The sequence below is a fragment of the Acinetobacter sp. AC1-2 genome (assembly GCF_016124155.1).
In the GTDB taxonomy this organism is placed as follows: Bacteria; Pseudomonadota; Gammaproteobacteria; order Pseudomonadales; family Moraxellaceae; genus Acinetobacter; species Acinetobacter calcoaceticus.
Genome location: NZ_JABFFO010000003.1, coordinates 194,276 through 218,301 on the forward strand (window position 1 = coordinate 194,276; position 24,026 = coordinate 218,301).

At 37.1% G+C, this 24,026-nt stretch carries 23 protein-coding genes; 9 read left to right on the plus strand and 14 right to left on the minus strand.

Annotated features, from left to right (window positions below; translation table 11 throughout):
- Positions 1-16: 16 nt before the first annotated feature.
- The 3 genes from HL290_RS12850 to HL290_RS12860 all read right to left on the minus strand — a co-directional run bounded on the left by HL290_RS12850 (position 17) and on the right by HL290_RS12860 (position 1,846).
- On the minus strand, positions 17-784 hold the full coding sequence (locus HL290_RS12850; RefSeq protein ID WP_198496667.1) for a transporter: 768 nt from the start codon (positions 782-784) through the stop codon (positions 17-19).
- A 12-nt stretch (positions 785-796) separates the two neighbouring features.
- Positions 797-1,342: an ankyrin repeat domain-containing protein gene (locus HL290_RS12855; protein WP_056482112.1), complete on the minus strand. Its 546-nt coding sequence runs from the start codon at positions 1,340-1,342 to the stop codon at positions 797-799.
- Between the two features lie 153 nt (positions 1,343-1,495).
- A complete protein-coding gene (locus HL290_RS12860) occupies positions 1,496-1,846 on the minus strand; it encodes an HPF/RaiA family ribosome-associated protein (protein WP_004640014.1) in 351 nt (116 codons plus the stop codon).
- A gap of 252 nt (positions 1,847-2,098) precedes the next feature.
- Between HL290_RS12860 and puuE the strand changes: the two genes are divergently transcribed.
- The 5 genes from puuE (at position 2,099) to HL290_RS12885 (ending at position 6,226) form a co-directional block, all read left to right on the plus strand.
- Positions 2,099-3,064: an allantoinase PuuE gene (puuE, locus tag HL290_RS12865; RefSeq protein WP_198496668.1), complete on the plus strand. Its 966-nt coding sequence runs from the start codon at positions 2,099-2,101 to the stop codon at positions 3,062-3,064.
- A 99-nt stretch (positions 3,065-3,163) separates the two neighbouring features.
- Entirely contained in the window at positions 3,164-3,667 is a 504-nt protein-coding gene (gene uraD, locus HL290_RS12870) for a 2-oxo-4-hydroxy-4-carboxy-5-ureidoimidazoline decarboxylase (RefSeq protein ID WP_198496669.1), read from the plus strand.
- A complete protein-coding gene (uraH, locus tag HL290_RS12875; protein WP_198496670.1) occupies positions 3,664-3,987 on the plus strand; it encodes a hydroxyisourate hydrolase in 324 nt (107 codons plus the stop codon). The genes uraD and uraH overlap by 4 nt, the downstream gene beginning before the upstream one ends.
- A gap of 24 nt (positions 3,988-4,011) precedes the next feature.
- Positions 4,012-5,379 (plus strand): nucleobase:cation symporter-2 family protein, encoded by a 1,368-nt coding sequence (locus tag HL290_RS12880; protein WP_198496671.1) that lies wholly within the window; start codon positions 4,012-4,014, stop codon positions 5,377-5,379.
- Positions 5,380-5,500: 121 nt separating this feature from the next.
- Complete coding sequence (locus HL290_RS12885; RefSeq protein ID WP_198496672.1) at positions 5,501-6,226, plus strand: outer membrane protein OmpK; 726 nt, start codon at positions 5,501-5,503, stop codon at positions 6,224-6,226.
- A 53-nt stretch (positions 6,227-6,279) separates the two neighbouring features.
- On the opposite strand, the gene hpxO is transcribed toward HL290_RS12885, so the two are convergent.
- Positions 6,280-7,437, minus strand: coding sequence for an FAD-dependent urate hydroxylase HpxO (gene hpxO, locus HL290_RS12890; protein WP_198496673.1), 1,158 nt, complete (start codon positions 7,435-7,437; stop codon positions 6,280-6,282).
- Positions 7,438-7,636: 199 nt separating this feature from the next.
- Between hpxO and alc the strand changes: the two genes are divergently transcribed.
- Together alc and HL290_RS12900 are read left to right on the plus strand one after the other, a co-directional pair.
- Positions 7,637-8,647, plus strand: coding sequence for an allantoicase (gene alc, locus HL290_RS12895; RefSeq protein WP_198496674.1), 1,011 nt, complete (start codon positions 7,637-7,639; stop codon positions 8,645-8,647).
- Complete coding sequence (locus tag HL290_RS12900; RefSeq protein WP_004640030.1) at positions 8,644-9,147, plus strand: ureidoglycolate lyase; 504 nt, start codon at positions 8,644-8,646, stop codon at positions 9,145-9,147. Before alc ends, HL290_RS12900 begins: the two co-directional genes overlap by 4 nt.
- Before the next feature lie 120 nt (positions 9,148-9,267).
- Here the strand turns inward: HL290_RS12900 and parE are convergent, their stop codons facing one another.
- Together parE and HL290_RS12910 are read right to left on the minus strand one after the other, a co-directional pair.
- Entirely contained in the window at positions 9,268-11,151 is a 1,884-nt protein-coding gene (parE, locus tag HL290_RS12905; protein WP_151744183.1) for a DNA topoisomerase IV subunit B, read from the minus strand.
- 14 nt (positions 11,152-11,165) lie between these two features.
- A complete protein-coding gene (locus tag HL290_RS12910) occupies positions 11,166-11,747 on the minus strand; it encodes a YqiA/YcfP family alpha/beta fold hydrolase (RefSeq protein ID WP_003654140.1) in 582 nt (193 codons plus the stop codon).
- A gap of 210 nt (positions 11,748-11,957) precedes the next feature.
- Here HL290_RS12910 and HL290_RS12915 point away from each other — a divergent pair, with 210 nt between their 5' ends.
- Positions 11,958-13,301, plus strand: a complete 1,344-nt coding sequence (locus HL290_RS12915; RefSeq protein WP_198078379.1) for an alpha/beta hydrolase — start codon at positions 11,958-11,960, stop codon at positions 13,299-13,301.
- Between the two features lie 47 nt (positions 13,302-13,348).
- On the opposite strand, the gene HL290_RS12920 is transcribed toward HL290_RS12915, so the two are convergent.
- The 4 genes from HL290_RS12920 to HL290_RS12935 form a co-directional block, all read right to left on the minus strand.
- Positions 13,349-13,882, minus strand: a complete 534-nt coding sequence (locus HL290_RS12920; RefSeq protein ID WP_198496675.1) for a hypothetical protein — start codon at positions 13,880-13,882, stop codon at positions 13,349-13,351.
- A 144-nt stretch (positions 13,883-14,026) separates the two neighbouring features.
- Positions 14,027-14,671: a hypothetical protein gene (locus tag HL290_RS12925; RefSeq protein ID WP_227602285.1), complete on the minus strand. Its 645-nt coding sequence runs from the start codon at positions 14,669-14,671 to the stop codon at positions 14,027-14,029.
- 132 nt (positions 14,672-14,803) lie between these two features.
- Positions 14,804-15,427 carry a hypothetical protein gene (locus HL290_RS12930; RefSeq protein ID WP_227602286.1) on the minus strand — a complete coding sequence of 208 codons (624 nt, stop codon included), beginning with the start codon at positions 15,425-15,427 and terminating at the stop codon, positions 14,804-14,806.
- Positions 15,428-15,637: 210 nt separating this feature from the next.
- A complete protein-coding gene (locus HL290_RS12935) occupies positions 15,638-15,985 on the minus strand; it encodes a DUF5991 domain-containing protein (protein WP_198496677.1) in 348 nt (115 codons plus the stop codon).
- Positions 15,986-16,129: 144 nt separating this feature from the next.
- Between HL290_RS12935 and HL290_RS12940 the strand changes: the two genes are divergently transcribed.
- Complete coding sequence (locus HL290_RS12940) at positions 16,130-16,801, plus strand: haloacid dehalogenase-like hydrolase (RefSeq protein ID WP_198496678.1); 672 nt, start codon at positions 16,130-16,132, stop codon at positions 16,799-16,801.
- 184 nt (positions 16,802-16,985) lie between these two features.
- Here HL290_RS12940 and HL290_RS12945 read toward each other — a convergent pair whose 3' ends face one another.
- The 4 genes from HL290_RS12945 to HL290_RS12960 form a co-directional block, all read right to left on the minus strand.
- Complete coding sequence (locus HL290_RS12945; protein WP_227602287.1) at positions 16,986-17,726, minus strand: RND transporter; 741 nt, start codon at positions 17,724-17,726, stop codon at positions 16,986-16,988.
- Positions 17,723-20,005 carry a LysM peptidoglycan-binding domain-containing protein gene (locus tag HL290_RS12950; protein WP_198496679.1) on the minus strand — a complete coding sequence of 761 codons (2,283 nt, stop codon included), beginning with the start codon at positions 20,003-20,005 and terminating at the stop codon, positions 17,723-17,725. Before HL290_RS12950 ends, HL290_RS12945 begins: the two co-directional genes overlap by 4 nt.
- 20 nt (positions 20,006-20,025) lie before the next feature.
- Complete coding sequence (locus tag HL290_RS12955) at positions 20,026-23,337, minus strand: type VI secretion system Vgr family protein (RefSeq protein WP_198496680.1); 3,312 nt, start codon at positions 23,335-23,337, stop codon at positions 20,026-20,028.
- Positions 23,338-23,502: 165 nt separating this feature from the next.
- A complete protein-coding gene (locus HL290_RS12960; RefSeq protein ID WP_198496681.1) occupies positions 23,503-24,018 on the minus strand; it encodes a disulfide bond formation protein B in 516 nt (171 codons plus the stop codon).
- Positions 24,019-24,026: the final 8 nt, after the last annotated feature.

Genomic DNA, 24,026 nt, shown 5'->3' on the forward strand with positions numbered 1-24,026 from the left:
ATTTAAATTGCTTTGATTAGAACAAGAATGCCACGCCTAAGCCACCGTTATAGCTCTTGTCTTGACCGTTCAAATCGACTCCTATGCTTGCATCGAGCTGAGTACGATTATTGACTGCATAAACTAAACCTGTGCCTAGACCATATTCATAGTCTTGGCTTTCAGCTTTACGGTAAATAAACTCAGAATATCCTGAAAGTTTACCTGCGATTTTATAATCAATCGTTGGGATTGCTGTTACAGCCCAATCACTATTTTGCACTTCATAACGCATGGTAATTGAAGTACCCACTAAATCACTATATTCGTAAGCTACCGCAGAGGTAAGGCTATAAATGTCGTCATGTGCCGTAAATTCATCATTTCCGGTTGCAATGACGGCCTCAGCCAACACCGCCATAGACAATCTGTCATCTTTTAAATCAATCGCTTTTTTTAAACCGATGCTTACGTCACCAAAACCTGAATTGTCAGTTTTTTTACCCGCACGTTTGGTTTGAGTCCATGCTGGACCCTGCCATCCTAACTGTAATTCTAAGTCACGACCCAAACCTGTACGGAACAACATATCCTCATTTACAGTTACAGTCTTTTCTTTAACACCATCAATAGTCGACTCTGTATAAGTTGCGCTAGGTAAACCTTGCTCCCAAGCCAAATTCCCTACAGGGGTAATACCCGTCCCCATTCCTGCCCCTGGGCGGTCAAACGAGAACTCTGCGGCAAAAGTACTTCCTGCAGCAACAGTGGTGAGAGCAAAAGTTAAAATTTGTACTATTTTCATTTTAATATCCAATCAAGCAGTTAATTCTTTTGTCATTTTAGCCCCATGACGGCGCAATAATTCTAATGTTTCACGCTCTTCTTCAAGCGATTCTGACCAATCTATTTCATCAAATTCACAATCAAAGAACAATTGACTGATTGAAGATAAAATAGTGAGTCCTTCTTCATCACGTGAGTTTGGATCAACTTTTTCATCGAGTAAACGCTGAACAGCTGGCGCACATGCCGAGCTTGCAGCATCCCATAATGGACCGTAAAACTCTTCTGCATCCCAAAGATGTACATTGGCTTTAGCCTGAATCAAAGCTTCGAGAATCTCAAGGTAAACCTGTAACGCTTGTTGCTTTTCTTCTTTTGATAATGGTGTACCTGCTTCATAAGCTTCCGATACATTTTCCCACCATTTAAAAATTCCGTCACAGATAATTGATACAGGTGGCCCCTGTTCCGGATCAATAAAGTTCGGATCAAGTCCTTCAGCAAGTAATTTTTGCACTTGCGCGAGTTCTAATTCTTCTATGGCTTTAATTAAAGCTTGCTGCTGGGTGGTTAACATGACCATCTCTCAAAAATATATTAGGGCTATTATGCCTAATCTCTTCTCCAGATTTTAGAGGTTGATTGCATTGCATTGCAAACCTAATGTTGTGAATAGTTTTATTTTCATCAGATATAAAAAAAGCCCCGAAGGGCTTTTTACCGTTTTCAATTAAACTTCATCATCAATGAATTCTGGTTGCCCACCTCTCGGGTGTTCTTTTTTCTCAAAAGTATGTTCGAGGCTACGTTTTAATTTTTCAATTGCACCATGAATTGAAGCATCAATATTTCCTGCTTTATGGTGCACTGCAACTGGTTTCAAACCTGAAGGACGTGCTTCAATCATACAGTGGATATCTTTGTCACCACTTTTGTCCCCATTTTCATCACTAAAATGAACCGAGAAATGCGTAATACGTTCGCTATGACGTTGGAATTCTTGAGTAAGTTCTGCACGTACATAAGTAATTAAACGTTCGCTATTATGGATGTTTTTATCTGTACGGATTTCTATATTCATAAATACCATCCTCTCTTTCTTACTGTGGATCTTTTCTATGCAAAACTTTTTTATGTTGGCATGTTTTAAGCATGCATGAACTGACTTCAATTGTACATTTTGATGGTGTAATGGTTTGTTATCTCCTGACTTAAACGTACTGCTTTTAATTTATTTTGAAGATCTTCATATCTTCAATATCAGTCCATCTATAAAAATATGCAAGCTGATTTTTTAAATATTTATGAAAAATTGAACAAAAGGAGAGCAATCGTGACCGAATCTTATCTATCTGGCGCCGAGCTCATTGAGCAAATTCAAAAGTCTCCTTATTCACGTGATTTAATCGGTTATCACGGACAGCCCCCACAGGTTAAATGGCCTAATAATGCCAAGGTTGCTGTGCAATTTGTGCTTAATTATGAAGAAGGTGGCGAAAAACATATTGAGCACGGCGATGAAGGTTCGGAACAGTTTTTATCAGAGATCATTGGTGCTGCAAGCTACCCAGCTAAACACATGTCGATGGACTCAATGTACGAATATGGTTCACGTGCTGGATTTTGGCGCATTCATAGTGAGTTTGAACGGCGCAAGCTTCCAATGACCATTTTTGGAGTTGCAATGGCGCTTGCCCGCAATCCTTATATTGTAGAAGCCATTAAGCAAGCTGATTATGATGTAGTGTCTCATGGCTACCGCTGGCTTCACTATCAAGATACCGATATTGAAGTAGAAAAACAGCACATGGAACAGGCCCTATCTTTTTTAGAAAACTTGTTTGAAAATAAAGTGATAGGTTGGTACACCGGACGTGACAGCCCCAATACTCGTCAGTTACTTGCAGAGTTCCCACAAATACAATATGACTCTGATTATTATGGTGATGACCTGCCTTTTTGGACCACACTTACCGATGCTGCGGGTGCATCCCGAGCCCATTTAATTATTCCTTATACTTTAGAATGTAACGATATGAAGTTCTGTTCACCAGGTGGATTTAATAATTCAGAACAGTTTTTTCAATATTTAAAAGATAGTTTTGATGTGTTGTATGCAGAGGGAGAAACTGCACCAAAAATGATGTCAATTGGAATGCATTGCCGTATTTTAGGGCATCCGGGTCGTTTTAAAGCCTTACAAAAATTTCTCGACTACATTCAAATGCACGATCGTGTCTGGGTATGCCGTCGTCAGGATATTGCTGAACATTGGTATAAAAATCACATAACTGAATAATTGATTTTTAAATTTTTAAATTCTTAAACTGTTGATTAACAGCTATTGGCACTGTTATTGCTAAAACTCTATATCACGACAATGAGTTTAGGAATAACAGTGTTTTTAGCCGAGTTTAATCAAGCCCCACCCGAACAACTCAAGACTTTGTTAAAAAACTGTGTCCACATTCCAACATGGGCCGAAAAAATCATCTTAGAACGGCCTTATTCATCAAAAACATCTCTTTTGGAATATGCAGAAAATTTAAGTCAAATGTGGTCATGGCAAGAGATAGAAGCAGCTTTAGCAACTCACCCAAAAATTGGTGAACGGCAGGCAAAAAAGCAACTCAATGCAAAAGAGCAAGATTTTTCAAATCAAGAACAAGCTGGCATTTCTCTAGATGAAAAAACGCAGCAAGCTCTGCTGCAAGGCAACCTCGATTATGAACAAAAGTTTGGCTTTATTTTTTTAATTAGAGCAGCGGGCCTCAGTAGCGATGAGATTTTAAAAAAGCTACATGAACGTTTACAACATGACTTAGCTATCGAAAAAATAATTGTACATGAGCAACTCGCAGCGATTGCTCTATTACGTCTATCTCAGGAAATACAAGCATGATCAGCACTCATATTTTAGATACGAATTTAGGCAAACCAGCTGCACACGTAGAAGTGAAGTTGTTTCATGCAGAAACCCATGAGCTGATTGCGACCGCAACCACGAGCCAGGATGGGCGTGTGAGTGATTTTGGAATAAGAGAGTTTGCAGAGGGTGCTTATCAACTTGAGTTCGAAATCGCCCCTTATTTTTCATCACTAAAAGTCAAAACTTTTTTCCCGCGTGTTTGCATTCAATTTTTTATAGAAGACATTAATCAGCATTACCACATTCCCTTACTGATTAGCCCGTTTGCTTACTCCACTTATCGCGGTAGCTAACTCAAATATAACGAGGAGAAAAATATGAATCATCGGCAAAAGAATGCGATTTCTCCAGAGCATGAATATTTAGGAATATCCAAAAGTTTTGCTTACGGGTTACAACACGTGCTTACCATGTACGGTGGCATTGTTGCACCGCCCCTTATTATTGGAACAGCGGCTGGATTAAGCTCAGCACAAGTCGGAATGTTAATCGCTGCTGCTCTATTTGTCGGTGGATTGGCAACACTGATTCAAACGATCGGAACCAAATATCTAGGCGCAAAATTACCTTTAGTTCAGGGCGTGTCTTTTGCAGGTGTTGCAACCATGGTCGCAATTATCACCACAGGTGGAGGCTTACCTGCTGTATATGGCGCAGTCATTGCTGCGTCTCTGATTGGCCTATGTCTTGCGCCTTATTTTTCAAAAATTATTCGTTTTTTCCCGCCTGTTGTAACGGGATGCGTCATCACAATTATTGGTTTATCTCTGTTACCCGTCGCAGTTCGCTGGATGATGGGTGGTAACAATAAAGCACCCGACTGGGGAAGTGTAGAAAATATCTCTTTGGCCTTACTAACCTTAGGCATTGTGATTGTTTTAAATATGTTGCCGCAAGCCAGCATTCGTCGCTTATCGATTTTATTGGCTATTGTTGCTGGTACTGCCCTCGCCTATTTTATGGGCTTTGGTGATTTTAGTCAGGTAAGCTCAGGCGCATGGCTGCAATTTCCACACTTATTTGCATTTGGCTTACCGACTTTCGAGCTCAGCGCAATCTTGTCGATGTTGATTGTGACTTTAGTCATTATGACGGAAACCACAGCCGATATTATTGCTGTCGGAGACATTGTAGGAACGGAAGTAGATGCTAAACGTATCGCCAATGGTGTACGTGCAGATATGTTTTCAAGTGCTTTCGCCCCTATCTTTGGTTCGTTTATGCAAAGCGCTTTTGCCCAAAATGTTGGACTCGTTGCGATTACAGGTATAAAAAGCCGATTTGTGGTGGCAGCAGGCGGTGTCATTCTGATTATTTTGGGTCTACTCCCTATTATGGGTCGTTTGATTGCCGCGATTCCAATGCCCGTACTTGGTGGTGCAGGTTTGGTCTTATTTGGATCGGTTGCAGCAAGTGGAATTCGCACTTTGGCAAAAATAGATTATAACGATCAGAAAAATTTAATCATTGTCGCGACCGCTTTATCAGCAGGGATGATCCCAATTATTAACCATGAATTTTATGCTCATTTCCCAATTTGGGTACAAACTTTGTTCCATTCGGGCATTAGTTCAACTTGTATCTTTGCTATCTTGTTGAATTTATTATTTAATCATTTACCTACATTTCGCAGCTCGCGTACCCCTCATTTAAGCCAAACAATAAATACCAGAAATACACATTAAAGATTTAGTTTTTAGCGCCCCACTTCGGTGGGCCTTTTTTTAACCGTTGATCAAATTTGGCTTCATTTTTGCTTAAGACACTGTATCCTTAGCGTGCTTTATTTGGGGGGAGATCATTTAAATGCAATTAAAGCAACTTGCGGCGACTTGTGCCTTGTTATCTGCAACTGCCATGGTTCAGGCAAAACCAATCTGGCAAGATTTTAGTGTGACTGGACTTTATGGTGAAAACTATGAAGTAGTAGATGACAAAGAAACCACGATTACTTTGGAATATGCAGCGAAAGTTAAATACGCTGATGTATTTTTCTTCATGGACCACATGCGTGGCGAAGATGATCATAAAAGTACATATTTTGAATTATCACCACGTTTAAGCTTAGGCGAAGTGTCAGGCAAAAAACTGTCGTATGGCCCAATCAAAGATGTACTCATTAGTACTACTTGGGAAGGAAATAGGGAAAGTGGTAATAACTTCAACAATTTCTTGTATGGTTTTGCAGTTGACTTAAATATCCCATATTTCCAATATGCAAATTTAAACTTCTACCGTGCGGATAATGACAAAACTGACGACGATTATCAAATGACGTTTGTTTATGGCATTCCATTTAAAATCGCATCTGAAGATTTCTTGGTAGATGGTTTCCTTGACTGGTCAACCGCTGAAGGCGACCATGCCAGCGAGTTGAACTGGACAACACAATGGAAATGGAATGTTGGTAAACACATTTCTCCTGATACGCGTCTATACCTAGGTATAGAGCACTCTGTATGGAATAATAAATTTGGCCTTCAAGGACGAGACGAAAACAACGTCAGTGCACTGGTTAAATACCACTTCTAAAATTATGATTTAGAAGCTTGAAACAGCAAGGAGAAGTCCTTGCTGTTTTTGTTTTAGTCGAGTGGATTACCCACAATATTGCTAATAATCCCCTGCATAATATGTCCACCTTGTTCACGGCGTAATTCTGCATACCACGCTTGAGTAACGCTTTCATCTTTCATATGGGTCACATCACAACGTTTACGTGCACGAAGTACTAACTCATTGGCACGTTCATTACGTTTGTTTTGATAGCGACGTAAAGCATCTTCAACACCTAAAGTATTAATTTGCAAAGAACGCGCTAAATAAATAGCATCTTCCATCGCTTGGCAACCGCCTTGCCCAATATCAGGTGTCGTGCTGTGTGCGGCATCACCTAAAATCACTACACGACCTTTATAAAATTGTGTAAACGGTTCAATGTCATGGATTTCTACCCGATTGGTTTTTTGCGAGTCTAAGCGCTCAATGAGTTGCTGTACTGGCAAACACCAATCAGCAAAATATTGTTTTAAAAGTTTTTTATAGTCATCTCGATTATTTTCTAAACCTGCTGGTAAAGGCACATCTAAAAAGAAATAGAATTTCCCATCTGCAACCGGCATCAGAGAAGCACGCTTACCTTCCCCAACATAGGTGGTCCATTGCTGTGCTGGAGCCAAATCTTCAGATATTTCAACCAGACCATTCCAGTTCACATAACCCGCATAACGGCGCTGTACTTGCTGGCCCAACACATAGGCCCGTGTAATTGAGTGAGTGCCATCTGCCCCAATCACTAAATCGGCTTGTGTAGAGCTACCATCAGCAAAATGCACCTCGACATAATCAGCGTTGTCTTCGAGGCTGACCATTTTTTTGCCTAAATAAATTTGATCTCGGCCAAACTCATCCATCAGCATATTTTGTAAATCTGCACGTGCAACCGGATAAGGTCTTTGCCCTACTTCTTCAATTAATGGCAGTAAACTGAATTGTGTCATCACGTCTCCAGTTAAACCATCTACATAAGCCAAATCGTCCATTTGTCCACCAAGTTGGGCGATTTTCTCGGTTAATCCAAGATAGTTCAAACATTTTACGCCATTTGACCACAATGAAATGGCAGCACCCACAGGAAGAATCTTCTCTGTTTGCTCATAAATACGAACTTGATGACCAAATTTCTTTAATGCAATGCCTGTGGTTAGACCTCCCATTCCCGCACCAATAATCACCACATTCATAACACTCTCCTATAGATATTCACCTATAGGGTGCTTATGCTAAAAACATGCCATCGTTCAAAATTTATTTAGCTTTTCCACAAAACTGGCATGCACCATGCTTATATATTTACGTGTAAAACTCGTCTCAGCACGCTCCGTGTTGGCGCAGTTTTAAATGAAAAATCATGTTTTTAACAAGAAATACGGATACTCCATTATGGCAACACTGCACGCTCCAGCTTTTGAACTTCCTGAAATTTTGAATACGAAAACCAATTTGGCAGATACCCGAATTGGTGCACAAGTCATTGAGTGTTCAGATGATTTCTTTGCAGAAGCAAAGCGTATGCTGCAATTTGAAGCACCTGTTTTTGTTGAAGATAAATTCGATGACAACGGCAAATGGATGGACGGTTGGGAAACGCGTCGTAAGCGTCATGCAGGCTATGACTGGTGCATTGTAAAACTAGGTGTAAGTGGAAAAATCAGTGCACTTGATATTGATACCAGCTTTTTCACAGGAAATTATCCCGCTTCTGCATCATTAGAAGCTTGTTATGCACCAAATGGTGACCTTACAGGAGCAAAATGGGAGAGTGTTTTAGAAAATACTGAACTAGGCCCAAGCCAGCATCATATTTTTATGGTCAATAATGATGCACTTTTCACTCATATACGCCTCAATATTTTCCCAGATGGTGGTATTGCTCGTTTACGTGTCTATGGAGACGTTCATATTCAGGTGACTGATAGCGAGCAAACTCTTGATTTATTAGCCCTTGAAAATGGTGGCCGCGTAGTTGCCTATAGCGATGCGCACTTTGGACATCCGCGTAATTTGATTAACCCTGGCCGTGGCGTCAACATGGGCGATGGATGGGAAACCAAACGCCGCCGAGCTCCGGGTTATGACTGGTGTATTCTTGCTCTAGGTAAAGGCGGGAAAATTGATAAGCTTGAAATTGATACAGCTCACTTTAAAGGTAATTTCCCTGCCCAAGTATCCATTCAGGCGGTTTACCTTGAAAATGCAACCGATGCACAGCTGATTCCACAGAGTATGTTCTGGGCTTATTTACTTGAAGCTCAACCTATGCAAATGGACCATATTCATGAATATGTGAATGAGATTTTACAGCATGAAAAAATCTCTCATATTCGTATCAACATGATTCCAGATGGTGGTATTAGCCGTGTCCGTTTATGGGGGAAAATTGCCCAGTCATGATCATGAATAATGTCCAAATTCAGCCCTTAACCATTGAGAGCTTTCAGCCATTCGGAGAAGTCATTTGTTGTGACGGGCATGACTTTTTTCATATTAATGATGCACACACCGAGCGCTACCACGCGCTCGTTGAAACAGAAATTGAAGGTGAAGCAAAAGCGGGAATTAGTATTTTTCGTAATATTAAGACCAGCGTTTTACCTTTAGAAATTTCGATGCTAGAGCGTCATCCGAAAGGCTCTCAGGCATTTATTCCATTACAACAGCAAAAGTTCTTAATTATTGTGGCACCTGCTTTGGACGAGAATACTCCCGATATTTCAAAGTTATGTGCATTTGTTTCAAATGGAAAGCAAAGCATAAATTATCGGGCAGGTACATGGCATCATCCTTTGCTTACCTTTGAAGCACCGAGTGATTTTGCAGTAGTGGATCGAATTGGAGGCGGAGCGAATTGTGATGTTTTTCAATTTCCACACGCTATAAAAATTACGGTCTAAATTAAAATATACAGATCTGTCTATTTTAGTTTAATGACAGCAATTGTTGTGGTGATTTCCAATAATCTAGGTTTACATAAAAACCCCGCCTATTAAGCGGGTTTTTTTTTTAATTCTCTTTTAAACGGTGATATCGGCTAAGTTACCTTTCTGCTCAAGCCACTGCTTGCGGTCCGCTGAACGTTTTTTGGCAAGTAATTTATCGAGTAAACCTGCCGTAAAATGAGCATCATCAAGGTCGAGCTGCACCAAGCGGCGTGTGTTTGGATCCATAGTCGTTTCACGTAGCTGAATCGCGTTCATCTCACCTAATCCTTTGAATCGGGTAATTTGCGGATTACGATTGCCTTTCACATTTTTCAAGATGACTTCGAGCTCATCATCATCTAAGGCGTAGAAGACATCTTTACCAATGTCGATACGGAACAATGGTGGCATCGCCACATACAAATGGCCTTCTTCCACCAGTGTCGGAAAGTGTTTAACGAATAGCGCACATAACAAAGTGGCAATATGTAAACCATCGGAGTCCGCATCGGCCAAAATACAAACTTTGCCATAACGTAGCTCGGATAAATCATCGCTACCTGGGTCTACCCCAATTGCGATCGCAATATCGTGAACTTCTTGAGAAGCCAGCACTTCATCTGAAGAAACTTCCCACGTATTTAAGATCTTTCCACGAATTGGCATAATGGCCTGAAAGTTTTTATCGCGTGCTTGCTTGGCACTACCGCCCGCAGAGTCACCCTCGACAATAAATAACTCACTGTCTTCACGAGTTTGTCCCACACAGTCTGCCAACTTACCCGGTAAAGCAGGGCCAGAAACAATCTTTTTACGCTCAACCTTTTTCGCGGCTTTTAAACGACGACCCGCTTTAGAAATCGCCATTTCTGCCAGTTGCATGGCAATTTCAGCATGTTGATTCAACCAAAGTGAAAAAGCATCTTTGGCAATATTTAAAACAATATTAGATGCTTCTCGACTAGAAAGGCGCTCTTTGGTTTGACCTGAAAACTGTGGTTCTTGGAACTTGAGTGACAAAATATAGTTCACACCATCCCAAACATCTTCTGCGGATAGTTTGAGATTACGTGGCAACAAGTTACGCAGCTCACAGAACTCACGTAATGCTTCGGTTACCCCTGAACGTAACCCGTTCACATGGGTTCCGCCTTGTGCAGTTGGAATCAGGTTCACGTAACTTTCTTGAACCTGCTCACCACCTTCTACATTCCAGCAAATTGCAAATTCACACGCCGCACGATCAGCCTGACCATTACTCACAAAAGCGGGATTCGGCAAAATTTCGCGGTCTTGCAACTCATCCATCAAATAATCGACAAGGCCATTTTCAAATTGCCATTCGATTTTTTCATCATTAATTTGATCAATATAAATAATTTTTAAGCCTGCGGCTAAAACAGCTTTGGCTTTTAAATTATGTTTAAGGGCTTTTAAAGCGAATTTCGGACTATCAAAATATTTAGTTTCAGGCCAAAAATGTACGGTCGTACCTGTCGCACGTTTTGGTGCCTTACCCTCTAGCACGGCTAAAGGCGCAACAGGCTCCCCTTGCTCAAATGCCATTTGGTAGAGGTTGCCCTGACGTTGTACTTCGACCTCAACACGTGTTGATAAAGCATTTACAACTGAAATTCCCACACCATGTAAACCACCAGAAAACTGGTAGTTATCGGTACTGAATTTACCGCCAGCATGTAACTTGGTCAGAATGATTTCGATACCAGATTGGCCATATTCAGGATGAATATCGACTGGCATACCACGGCCATTATCTTCAACAGACAATGAACCATCTTTATAAACCGTGACACATATTTTGTCGGCATGACCCGCTAATGCTTCATCAACAGCATTATCAATAACTTCCTGAGCTAAATGGTTAGGTCGAGTCGTATCGGTATACATCCCTGGACGACGACGAACAGGGTCTAAACCGGAAAGGACTTCAAGCGATTGAGCCGTATATTGTGTCACGTTGTACGTTTTCCTTATTTGATGGTGTGCGCAAAGAATTCGATCACTAACGGTAATTTTTCTTCAAAATCTTCCATAGCATGATTGCCATGAGCATCCGTCAAAATCAATGAGGATGGCGTTGCAGCACTATAATAGCGTTGTGCTTGACGATAATCCAAAATTTCATCGCCTTGTTGCAACAAGACGAGTATTTTGTCGGCATTTTCAGGCTGTTTCAGTTCAAGTTGCTGCAACTGTCGTAGCTGAACATGATCAATCGACCATTGATCATTCACCACATAGGGCATGCTTTCAACCTGAAATAACTCATCAAACAACTTCCATGGTTGCATAGCAGGGTTAATCAGTACAGCCGGAATATTATATTTCGCGACAAAGTATGTCGCAAAAAAACCACCTAAACTACTACCTACAAGTGCAACATCATCCAGACTTTCAATAAGCTCTGAAACTTGCTCAACCACTTGATCTGGAGATCTATTGAGATTTGGCAAATGCACATTAATCCCTAATTCGCTACAATACTGCCTTAAGCTCAATCCTTTAATCGAAAGAGAGCTACTATTAAAACCATGGAGGTAGATAATATTCATATATTTCCCTCTAAATTGAGACTAAATTCACAATTTTGTTCTCAGTTTGTATAGAAAAGCACAATTGTTAGACAAGAAAAACCACTCAACTAACCATTCATCAGTATTTTAAAAAAATGTGTTATTTAAACTACTAAGATGGAAACGTTTACTGCCGTTGATAAAAAGTACAGCTTAAAACGTCGGTTATAACGTATATGGGGAAAAGATATGCCGAGCTTAACACCACTACATGAAACTTATTGTAAATGGGATCGTACGCCACCGAGTCAGGCAGACGTACTTGAAGGTTTAGCTCAACTGTTCAGCACCAGCTTAAATGGTGTACATGAATTAATACAAGTTATTAATATTGAAGTCTTAAAAAATGCTTTTGGTATTAGCACACAAAACGCTAAAAACTTTCAAAAACGACCATTTGTGCAAAAGGCATATCAATTTTCTTATGGCGCTTTACAAAAATATGGTCGTTATTTTTTAGCACCCGGTTTGCGTCGCATTATTGAAAAATATCCAACACTTCACGAAAAACCACTCACCCCAAGCCTACATTTTTTGGTGGGAATTTTGAATGGTGTTTTTGGAGATTACTTACTTAAACAACATAGTCCTCTCGCCCTACCAATGGTGCTATACGATCACTACGGAGCTATACAGCAAGGTGAGCTTGCAGGCCGTATTGTAATTATGGTTCACGGTTTGTGTATGAATCATCTGACTTGGTCAAACGCCAATTATGGTGGAATTGGAGAGCGCCTATTAGCCCAGCGTGACCATAACACCATGCTGTATTTAAATTACAATACAGGTCGACGTATTTCGGCCAATGGTCGCAGTTTTTCAAATTTATTAGAAGATCTCGTAAAAAATAATCCAAGAATTACCAGCATTGATGTGATTGGCCATAGTATGGGTGGACTGGTTTCACGTAGTGCATTGTTCTACGGTAAACAAAATATGTACCAATGGATTCATATGGTCGAGAACCTGGTGTGTATTGGTTCCCCACATCATGGCGCGGTCTTGGAGCGCTTTGGTTTTACCATACAAGATAAACTTGGCGCGTTCCCTTTTGTAGGTTTACTTGGTCAACTGGTTAATATTCGCAGTAACGGTATTTTAGACTTACGCCACGGTAGTGTTCGTGATGATGACTGGGAATATATGGATGCCCGAATTGGTATGATGGATGATAATCGTGCCCCTGCTCCTTTGCCTTCCCATATCAATACTTTTTTAGTGGCAGGAACACTCGAGTTTGAAAAAGTACGCAATAAAGCGCTTACTGTGATTGGTGACTACTTGGTAAGTGTGAAAAGCGCACTGGGTGAACATCCTAATCCACGTTTTCAGCTTAAAGTTCCAGATTCGCATAAAGCCGTATTTTATGGCTTAAATCACTTTGAAATTCAGTATCATTCGAGCGTCGCTGAACAGATCACACGCTGGTTATATCCTCATGCGAATGATTATGTGCAAGAAGGTATTCAAACTCATATTATTGATATGCCGAACTATACTCTCGAAGATTTGGAAGGGATTGTAGAGACGTAAAAAAAGCCCAACTTATGTTGGGCTTTTTTAGATTTTATATTTTTCAATCATTTAAATCTGTCATAAAGTTTATATTTAGAAATATTCTTAATCGATGTTTCCTTAAGTAAATATCCATTTAAGACAGATATAATATTTATATCTTCCCCTATTTTACCGCAAGACAAATTTACGTCGACATAATCCTCTATTTTGAACCCTTCTTGAATTTTTGTTTGATCTAATGCTCTTGAGTAAGCAAATGAATTATTAGGACTATAAATCACAATAAGATCAGTTTTATTATTTTTCATATCAGCCCAATAAATATAATAGTCTTTAGTTCTATACTGGACATGGCTACAAGATCCAGTAGAAATCCAATTTTTATCTTTTAGATTAAATCCTATTCGTTTTACTAATTTTTTATTTTCTGGCCTAAAACTATCATCCCAGACATCAGGGCATTGAATATCTGGCAGTACACTCACTTGTACTGCAGGTTTACTCCAATACTTCATACATTCTTTGGCGCTTTCTGCATATAAATTTATGCTATTTAATAAAAGATATATCACTACTGCTATCTTTAATAGTTTCATTACTAACTTAGACCTTTATTCTAAAATTTTCAAAAAATCTGCCGCTATCTTACATTCAAGCTTATCTTTTATAAATCCAATAATATTTTTTTGATTGCACTCAAATTAACTAAAAAATATTTACCACCGCAATCATTCATTTTATTATTCACAAGCTTTCTTAACTATTTTATTAAAGTATAAGCTATCACCATTTTTATCAAAATCTGCCAACATGGCTACTAAATGTAATTGTCCTTGATCATCAAAATATGACCTCTCTTGAAATGAGTTATATATAGCAATATCTATTGGAATTTCATTAAATTCTTTATCATTTAAATTAGCTATTATTTTTTTATTTCTGTTAAATAACTTTTTAGCATATATAAAATTCCTTTTAGAATCACTTTCAATTAAACAATTATTATTTTTATCTAAAGCAATAAACTCTTTAGTCTGATCTTCCTCTACTTTACTTACGAAAAAGTGATATTGACATGGTGAGCCACAACTACCATAAGTATGAAAAATATTTTCGTTCACTTTTTCAACCTCAGGATATCTCATGTTTCTTAAAATAAAACTAGTTTTATTATCAGAATTTTTTACGACATCACAATATTCCTGATCATGCCCTTTACATTTCAATTCAACATTAAATGTATTTTTTGCATAAACAGTTGAACCAATAATAAATCCACAAAATGTAAGAGCTAAAACAGTTAACTTATTAATATTAAATAAATAAAATTCTATAATTTTGTTTTTTAAATCTTCAATCACGTTTATGCTTTTCTCTACAACCATGAACACTAATTTCTTAATCATCAAAAGACTCAATTTTCCATCCAGAAATTAATTCTGATACTAATTTTTTAACACTTATACTAGACTTGATAAGAAAATTAGTATTTCTATCAATTAAAGGCACTAAATAAATTATTTTCCAACACCACCACAAGGATTTTTTATTTTCTTTTTAACCAATATTTCCCCATAATCATTTGCAATTAAATTTAAACTACCATCAGGTGAAAAAAAACTTTCCTCCTTAAAATAGCTATAATAATCAAATCTTTGTAGTAAACCATTAAATTCTTTAGTTTTTAAATCGGCAATTTTTCTAGGCTTATTTGTAAACAATTTTCTTGCATAAATGACTTTTTTCTGACTATCACTTTCAATTAAACAATTATTTTTATTATCAATAGCAATAAATTCGTCTGTAGAATCCTCTTTATTTTGACTATAGAAAAGCGTAACTAAACATGGAGACCCACAAGATGTTTTTACTTTATATAAGTTTTTATTTATTTTTGAAATATTTAAAAGTTTGACATCTTTTATAACTATTTCATTCTGAGAATTTATAGTTCTCACAATGTCACAACTAGAATTATATTCATCCTTACATTTCGCTGAAACTACAAAAGTATCGTCATTTGCGTATATATTAAAACTAAAAATAATTCCGCTCAATAAAAAAATTGATATAAAAGTCTTTTTCATATTAAATCCTGTACCTTCCGTTATCTTTCGTTTAAATATTTCAAACATATTCATATTCTATCCCACAACCACTTCCATCAATATCTTCATCACTTAGGGATTAAAAGCTTCATCTTAGATATAACGAACCATATGCTTGAATGTTAATAATGAGCTATAAAGAAAAAGAAAACTTATGTTGGGCTTGTTTAATAAAATTTTAAATCTTTTTTATTTCTCAGATATTAGAAAATAGAAAAGGTTATAAAAGGCCTATATCAATTATTAATCTTTATAAAATAGATTATCTTTGATATCTAAAACTTCATCGGAATAAAGATAATATTTTCCTTTCTTAAAGACTACTTTTCCTAACTTTTCACCACTTTGAACTTTAAAGAAATATAGTTCGTTATTTTTCTCTGTCACTTTGCATATATAAGATTTATCAACCTGAAAGCCAGCAATAGAGTACACACACTTTTTTGGTGTTAATGTTAAAACTGATTCTATCGTCGCAACATTTCCATCTGGTAGTTCTTCTGAACTATAATAATGATAAGTACCATTCCACTTATCAGCATTTGCAAGTGTGTTAGCAGAAAGAGCCAGCAATAATAATAAAAATTTCATTTAATTAATTTATAAATAATCAGATCAAGGTATTATAACCAAATTACAATACAATAAAATATTTTATTAATTTATAAAATAACTATTAAAAATATTCTTTTTGAAAATTAATTCTTATCACTATTACCAAATTTAGAGAAATATATGAAGGAAATCGTTGTTTTTGACTTGGACGGGACATTACTTTCGGGTGACTCTACAAAGGCATGGTTAACGGATAAATTGAAATCTAATCTTCTTAGATTCATCGGTACACTTATTGTTACTCCCATTGCTTTACCTCTTATGAAATTCAAGAAATATAAATCTAGAGGTGCTTCATTGTATTTGTGGATTGCAACCTGCGGTCTGAATGAAGAAGAATTAGAATACAGCTTTAAAATTTTTTCCAATAATATAAAAGATACTACTTCTGATTCATTATATTGGTTTGAGCAAGGTATAACAGAAGTTAAAGATCATTTAGCAAGTGGAAGAATTGTGTTTATTGCCACAGCTGCACCAGAAAAGTTAGCAAATATTTTACTCGGGTCTATCAATCTAGATGTACAAATTATTGGTACTCCTTTGCAAAAGAGGCTAGGTGGATGGGTAAGTGGAATACATTGTAGATCTGAAGAAAAAGTAAGAAGATTGAATAAACTTAATGTCAATCAACCTTGGTTCGCGACATACAGTGATGATATTGAAGATGACTTTCCTATTTTGATGGGCGCCAAACTCCCCTATTTAATTAATGGTGACAACAACAAAATTAAAAATATTAAAATCAACAATTTAAAACTATTAAATTGGGTTTTAAAGTTAGAACATTAATATTATTTTTAGAAGCCACCTAACAACTAATTAACCAAAGAGGCTATAGGATCAATTAAATTAGCTTATACAGGCACTTTCAGTAATAAAAGTGTCTGTATATTTACAACCCAACTATTAGTTTATTTAACTTTTTATTAAAAATAAGTATACTCTAACAAATTAAAATATATAATTAAAACCTTTACTTTACTTGGTGAATTTGCATAAAACCTTCATTACACTCTTGAATTGAACCTTTTAAATCCTCACATTTAATTTTATTATCTTTTGTTAGCTTAAATTTAAAACCATTATTAATTTTAAGCCCTGACTTAAATTCTTTTGACAACACCCCCCAAACAGCTGGGTTATTTTGTTCATATATAGAGTTTACAGTATATATATTTAAAGAATTATCCACACTAATTTTTTTTATATAATTTTGATCTAAAAATTTATAATCATATTGACCATCCTTATTATAAGAAACACTTGTATTATTTAATTTTACAACAGCAATTTCTTTAGTTTTTTTATTAAAAATATAAAATTTCTTTATAATATAAAAATCACTTCTTAATACATTTTCTGTATATTGCACAAAACCAATAAAATTATTATCAGAAAAATATGGTGAAAGAATATATCTATTCAAACCAGATATTTTATTTTTATCCAAAGTATATAAATTATTTCGTTGTTTCAGGAGAATACTATAAGAATGAGTATCCTTATCATCAGAATTAAAAGAGTTTTCTTTTGTTAGAATTTCATAATCTTTATCTATTTTTACAGATTGTCCAAGTTCATTAATACTTTTATAGCCCTGAGAAATAACACTATTTGAATCATCATAAAGAATGATATTTTTTGCCTGTGAAAGGTTTGGTATCAACAGAGCTAATATTAAAAATACTTTTCTTAAATACATATCTAATCTCATCGTTTTTCTTTGGTTGGAGGTAATGGGTTATTAAGCAAAGGGGACGGATCAAAACGACCAACTAAACCTCTACCATCTTGATCTTTTGTAGGTAATGATTTATTACCTTTCCCATGATCCTTCAAATACCAAACTTCAAAATGTAAATGGCTGCCTAATTCAACTGTTGGCATTATATGTGCATTGCCACTACATCCAGTTTTTCCTAATGGAGTTCCAGCCTCAATCCACGCTTCATCACTTTCAAAACTATTGATTTGGCTCAAATGGGCGTAAAAAAACCAAACAAATATTATATCTGGATAGCGTTTCCTTATGTAAAGTTTTTGTTTATCGGGTAAATCATCTACTTTTACTTGCAATGTAATAGTCGCCCCAAAACTACTATCTCCTTTAGCATTAAAATCTCTATTAATGGCATATAAAGTTCCTGAAGCAACTGCCCTTATTTCATCTCCAACTTTTGCTTCTAAATCAATTCCTTGGTGTGCTCTTGTCCCACCATTTCTAACCATACCGAATGTGCAGGATTTTGCGACAGCAGCATATTTTCCAGCTGATCTCATTCTATTTACTTTTAATGGATCAAACCAAATATTTGCACCGCCAATCTTTGGCTCCTGTTTTGGCTCCTGTTTTGGCTCCTGTTTTGGCTCCTGTTTTGGCTCCTGTTTTGGCTCCTGTTTTGGCTGCTCCTTAGAATTTAAAATTTTCTTTTCTATATCCACCATATTAGATTCATGTAATCCATTTGTATTTAACATAAATTCTAAAGTATGAACTTTTGTATCAATTAGATTTTCATACATCCAAATTTTATAAGCTTGAATATAATTATTATTACCTTGCTTTAAGTATTTAGCTTGAACTTTCTTACTTACATTAGATTTAAAATTATTCTTAGCAGTATCTTCATCAATACTGTTTCTCATTATCAAATATGCAGAACCAGGCGATTCATGATGGCAAAAATATATAAGTTTACTCATTTCTAATGGAGTTAAGTTATCAACCCCGCTAGTAGATAAACTATTATTCTTTAATCTACGCTTTAAGCCCTCTAAATTTTTTTTTGCAGACAAAGCTATCGTATCAATTGACAATCCCGCATCAGTTCTTAGAGAATTTATCCAATTGATATCACTGTTATTCAACTTAACTATAGGTTGTTGTAATTTTTTCTTTTTCTGGTCATCAGTACGCTGGTCATCAGAAAGTGTATAGCTTCTCCAACGACCACTGCCAACTAGTATTTTATATCCTTTTTTATTAACTATATATTGATTAAGCTTACCTGTTTTATCTGTTGCTAGTTCTAACCAAGTGGGTGTAAAAAATTGACCTAGACCGACTCCTGTTCCTTGTGGATTTACTGCGTTTGAATCCCATTTATTTTCAACTTTGCCTCCTCCCGTCTCAATACAAATAAGAGCTGCTATGGTTGCTGCATTTATGCCATATTTTTTTTCAGCATCAAGAATATCTTTTCTATAAATTTCATTTGCAGCAACCAGTCTCAAATTCCCTTCACTTCCAACCTTAGCAATAGCGTGTGTTTTTTCTCCTCGTTCAGTTCTAACCGATTTGTCGATTGTTTCAGGTAAAGGAGCTGGAGGTGGTGTTTCTTTTTGTTTTTGTAAATTTTCACTAGCTGAAGTATTCTCTCCTCTAGCAATCAACACTCCTTTTTGATTGTTTAACTCATTATTATCTTCAATCACTACGGGACCTGAAGATGATTTTACATCTTTCTTGTTTGCTATTTCTTTATTTTTATTTTTTAAATCAATTTTAACATCTTTTACTTTCTGATTTTCAGTACCTTCTTTATAACCATATACACCATATGATTTCATCATTCTAGAAGTTAAAACTAATTTCTTTTTACCTAAAGGCAATTTTTTATGATCAGCAATTAAATAAAAGCCTTTTTGGTTACTTTTAAAATAAACTCTAATTCCCTTAGTGTGATCTTTAATAGCAATTACAGGAGAATTTCCATTTAGTATTTCAATTTCTTTTTTCACACCATCATATTCTAAATTTAATGTAGCAGTATTAATTGGATTAAATGCTAAATCCAACAATCGAATAGCTAAAAATGTATCAATTTCCTCTTCAGGTGGATATAAATATATTTTTTGCCCAATACTTATATTATGAATTAGTCGTCCAGCTAAGTTATTCCAATCAGCTAAATTCTTTAAAGGAATCCCATAATGCTTTGATATTCCCCAAAGTGTTTCACCTTTTACAACTTTGTGTATTTTCTTATTCATTTATTTCTACCTACTAAAATTTAATCAAGTTGTGAACCATGGTCACCTGGTTCTAGAATCATATCGTTAGTATTATCATCGTCGATTTCATCATCATAAAAAGAGCTAGACCATTGATCAAAACCTAAATATGTAGAATATTTTTTAGTATCTTCACTTTCTAATAAAGGTGTTAAACCGTTTCCATCAGTTACCCCTTCCCATAATGTATGTTTTTCTAAGTCATCAAACACTATAACTTTAGCTTCAGGAATTGCTTCTCCAAATATTGAAGTAAATAAAAATTTAACTGCAGATGGACCAATCTTCGGCAACTCAGGAACCTCATAAGAAACCTTAGCTCCGCTCGTAAACAAATGCTGTCCAGCTTTACTTTCAAACTTACCGCCTGTCGTTGAAAATACGCCATCCGCATTAATTTTGAGCTGAGATCCACCCGCTGTTAATACAATTTCTTTTGGGCTCGTAAGCTCGATTTTTTCTTCAGTAGAAATGAGCTTGATGACCTTCTTGGCAATCGCTTCAATAGCATCATCTTGCGCTTGTAGCTCGAGCTTTCCTTTTGCTGCATAAGCACGAAAACCCTTTTGCGCGGCAAACAGACTAATTTTGTCTTGTGCATGCCCAATAATATTTTTCTGTGCGCTTAAATTAATTGAACCACTGGCACTTTCAGCAATATCTTGTGAAGCTTGCAAAATAATATTTTCAGGTGTCGTTAAAGCAATACCATTTGGCGATGCTAATAACATAAGGGCTTGTCTAAAGATTTTGCCCTGTTCTTGTTGTTTCGTATCTGCACTACTTTCTAGACCTTGGGTATAACCCTCCATAAAGCCTTGTAAAGAACCCAATGCTTTAGAAGGTGTCACTTCCAATTTACTGCCCTTACTAAAAGTTCCGCATACACTCATCAAGTCAAAGTCTTTAGTCTCGACATTCCCTAAGACTTTGCTGACCTCTTTAAGACTTTCAAATGGATTTTGATGAATTCGATCTTTAATGCTTGCGAGTTTGCCTTTAACAATGTCAGCACCATGTTCTTCAACATTTTCAATAAAGGCTTTTAAATTCTCTACCGAATCTTTAGCATCGCTAAAGAAAGTATTAAATTCATCTACAACTCCTTTTGCATCGCCACCTAGTGCACCAATATCTTCAATAAAACCACCACAATCTTTTAACGCATGAATAGGATCGTTATTAATCCCTTCTTTAAATAGATTTACCGTGCTATTTAAAGCCTGCCCTGTGGTTTTTAGCTCAAGTGACTGGATGAATTTGGGTAACCTGTTAATCACGTTCAAAGCATCAGTTTGTTGCTTGGCTGCAACTTCACTGAGCATTTTCATGCTTTCATAGCCTTGTGAAAGTAAGGATTGTGCTTGTGCAGCTTCTAAATGATCTGCAATTGCCTGCTCTTGCGCATAGGTACTAATGAGCATGCCTTTACCTGCACGCACAGCTCCCCAAGCGTCTGTTCTCAACTCAAAGCCTTCACCACGACCCTGACTGGTTGCTTGTTCTTTAGGATGGCTTAAATTACCTAAATTCAGCTGTGTTGCTGCATGACTACTTTGTAGTTGGGTACTGATTTGCCCTGTCGTATCGTCAAATCGCAATTGATTAAACCCACTGCCACTAACTTCCTGACTACGAATACCGCTGAGTTTTTTAGTATCAGGAAGCTGTCCTTTCACATCAAACTTGGTTGGTGAACGCTGCGCTTCATGGATGCGCCCTGTCACAAATGGACGATCAATATTGCCATCAAAGAAGTCAATGACCACTACTTCACCAATACGCGGCAAGAAGCGTGCTCCATAACCTTCACCCGCCCACGGAGTCAGTACATCGACCCAAGCTGAATCTGTATCGTTGTCATTGCTACCTGCGCCACCATCATGTCCATGATCATCACTACGGGTAAACAGAAAACGCACCTTGATACGCCCCCATTCATCGACATGAATGGTTTCACCCTCTGGCCCCACAACTTTCGCTCTTTGTGGGTAGGCAATCGGACGATGCTGTTCTGGATTATATTCAGGTGTCGTTTTGATTTGACGGCGAATTAAAGTCAGCTCATTACCTTGTCGCTCAATATCATCATAACCGTGTTTATCCCAACGACTTTGGGTTAATAACTGGCTAACTTGCTGATGTAAGTCTTTAGGTAGATTGTTTTGGTTATAGAAATTTTTAGCGATAATCAGGAACTCTTGATCAGCCCCTTCATGTTGATCAATTTCCGGATGCTCTCGGAGATTAAACCAATAGCCGACTTGGCTATCTCTGACACTGCTATAAGCCTTAAAGTATTTGGCCTGACTTGCATACATGTCATTAAATTGCTGATTCAGTTTCTCTAGCTGATTACTAGTTGAAGCAGTAGCCTGATCCTCACCTTTTAAATCTTGCATCCAAGCAGGACTCATGTGCCATGCTTGCTCAAGGCTTAAACTCGCTGAATCAAAGTTATCTGAATGTGTATGGGTCGTGATGACGGAACCAGCGCCTTCTTCTTGTGATAAGGCATCGGGCTGCCAGCGTTGCACATGTACCGCAGTCGGTTGCAGACTCCGCACCGCAACCAAACCCGTAATACTATCTTGATATTCTGTCGCGCTACTTCGGTGATAGCGAATGCTACGGCGTGCTAAAGCTTGGTACTGGTTATTATCATCAATTAATCTAAGCTTTTGGGCCTGTACCGGAGCAGTAAAATGGGGAACGAGAAGTTCTGATTCATCAACTAACCAACTCACGCCTTCACTTCGCCATAAACGCGTAAGAAAGTCATAGTCGGGTTCATTGTGCTGCATGATAAATGGACGAGTATCATAACTCTGGCTTAACCCACTCAGGTCTAGGCTTAAACTTGTCGCAAAAAGTGGACTTTTTTCTTGCCATTCTTTGAATAGAACTTCGGTAATTTCTACGATACTTTTATTCATAAAAACACGACTGTTACGGCGTTTGTGCCATAAATTTGTCGCGTCTTTTAAGGTCAATTTATAAAGCGTTAAAGCGCCATCACTTTGTCCATAACTAGCTTCAGTCACAATTCCTGTTGTTCGAAATAATTGACCTGCATCGGTCACCTGATCAACAGCAACTTGCACCCCTATAAACTGCTTCAATGCAATTTGGGCACTCGTCGAAAGACAAATTAACTCAGCTTCAACTCCCCCATTTAGCTGATGTTGGCCTTCAATACGCTGTAAAAAAACTTGGTTATTGAGTAGTTCATTAGAAAATTGCACGTGAATCGCGCGTTTCTGTGCACTTAACCCTATTTTTTCCAAAACATTAAATATATTAAAAAGCATTTTTTATAATCATAAGGATATAAAACGGCTGCACTTTATAAAAAACAGAACTATCTGTCTACATCGTTATGCTTTTTTTTCAATTTATTTTTTTATAGTTTGATTAATTATAAAACAATAAAAAAAGCCCAACATAATATTGAGCTTTTTTTAATCTGTTTAAACTTACTTTTTAGCAGTCTTAAACACTGGATAAAAACGGAACAATTGCCATAAACATACGAGTAATAGCAAAATGAAATAAACCAATGACCAAACTGGTAAAGACTGACCTAAAAAGGTCCAGTCAATCGCTGCACATTCACCTGAACCCGACAGGACTTCCTGTAAAACTGTTTTCATTGGTAAGGCATCAACTAAATAGTTTAAGCCCGGACCACAGCTTGGTACTTGATCAGGTGGTAAATGTTGTAGCCAGACATGACGCCCTGCTACACCCACTGACCATAAAATTGCGATGCCAGCCAAAAATGCGTAAAAGCGTTTAACTGCATTGGAAACGGGGTTATGCAAAAATGCAATCAGTGCCACAAGGCCCATTGCCATTAAGCCAACACGTTGAAAAATACAGAGCGGACATGGCTCCAAACCTTTTACATGTTCCAGATACAACGCAAAAGACATGCCGACAATACTTGCTAAAACAAGTAGTCCACTCACCAAACGGTAACTTAATCGCATGTAAAACC

Excerpts from the sequence above, each read along its gene's own strand:
- HL290_RS12950 (WP_198496679.1), bottom strand. The coding sequence starts at position 20,005 with ATGAATAAGAAAATACACAAAGTTGTAAAAGGTGAAACACTTTGGGGA.
- alc (WP_198496674.1), top strand. The coding sequence starts at position 7,637 with ATGGCAACACTGCACGCTCCAGCTTTTGAACTTCCTGAAATTTTGAAT.
- HL290_RS12855 (WP_056482112.1), bottom strand. The coding sequence starts at position 1,342 with ATGTTAACCACCCAGCAGCAAGCTTTAATTAAAGCCATAGAAGAATTA.
- HL290_RS12940 (WP_198496678.1), top strand. The coding sequence starts at position 16,130 with ATGAAGGAAATCGTTGTTTTTGACTTGGACGGGACATTACTTTCGGGT.
- HL290_RS12935 (WP_198496677.1), bottom strand. The coding sequence starts at position 15,985 with ATGAAATTTTTATTATTATTGCTGGCTCTTTCTGCTAACACACTTGCA.
- HL290_RS12910 (WP_003654140.1), bottom strand. The coding sequence starts at position 11,747 with ATGAATATTATCTACCTCCATGGTTTTAATAGTAGCTCTCTTTCGATT.
- HL290_RS12900 (WP_004640030.1), top strand. The coding sequence starts at position 8,644 with ATGATCATGAATAATGTCCAAATTCAGCCCTTAACCATTGAGAGCTTT.
- HL290_RS12920 (WP_198496675.1), bottom strand. The coding sequence starts at position 13,882 with ATGAAACTATTAAAGATAGCAGTAGTGATATATCTTTTATTAAATAGC.
- HL290_RS12925 (WP_227602285.1), bottom strand. The coding sequence starts at position 14,671 with ATGGTTGTAGAGAAAAGCATAAACGTGATTGAAGATTTAAAAAACAAA.
- HL290_RS12955 (WP_198496680.1), bottom strand. The coding sequence starts at position 23,337 with ATGCTTTTTAATATATTTAATGTTTTGGAAAAAATAGGGTTAAGTGCA.
- HL290_RS12915 (WP_198078379.1), top strand. The coding sequence starts at position 11,958 with ATGCCGAGCTTAACACCACTACATGAAACTTATTGTAAATGGGATCGT.
- HL290_RS12885 (WP_198496672.1), top strand. The coding sequence starts at position 5,501 with ATGCAATTAAAGCAACTTGCGGCGACTTGTGCCTTGTTATCTGCAACT.
- HL290_RS12930 (WP_227602286.1), bottom strand. The coding sequence starts at position 15,427 with ATGAATATGTTTGAAATATTTAAACGAAAGATAACGGAAGGTACAGGA.
- HL290_RS12880 (WP_198496671.1), top strand. The coding sequence starts at position 4,012 with ATGAATCATCGGCAAAAGAATGCGATTTCTCCAGAGCATGAATATTTA.
- uraH (WP_198496670.1), top strand. The coding sequence starts at position 3,664 with ATGATCAGCACTCATATTTTAGATACGAATTTAGGCAAACCAGCTGCA.
- hpxO (WP_198496673.1), bottom strand. The coding sequence starts at position 7,437 with ATGAATGTGGTGATTATTGGTGCGGGAATGGGAGGTCTAACCACAGGC.
- HL290_RS12945 (WP_227602287.1), bottom strand. The coding sequence starts at position 17,726 with ATGAGATTAGATATGTATTTAAGAAAAGTATTTTTAATATTAGCTCTG.
- HL290_RS12850 (WP_198496667.1), bottom strand. The coding sequence starts at position 784 with ATGAAAATAGTACAAATTTTAACTTTTGCTCTCACCACTGTTGCTGCA.
- HL290_RS12860 (WP_004640014.1), bottom strand. The coding sequence starts at position 1,846 with ATGAATATAGAAATCCGTACAGATAAAAACATCCATAATAGCGAACGT.
- HL290_RS12960 (WP_198496681.1), bottom strand. The coding sequence starts at position 24,018 with ATGCGATTAAGTTACCGTTTGGTGAGTGGACTACTTGTTTTAGCAAGT.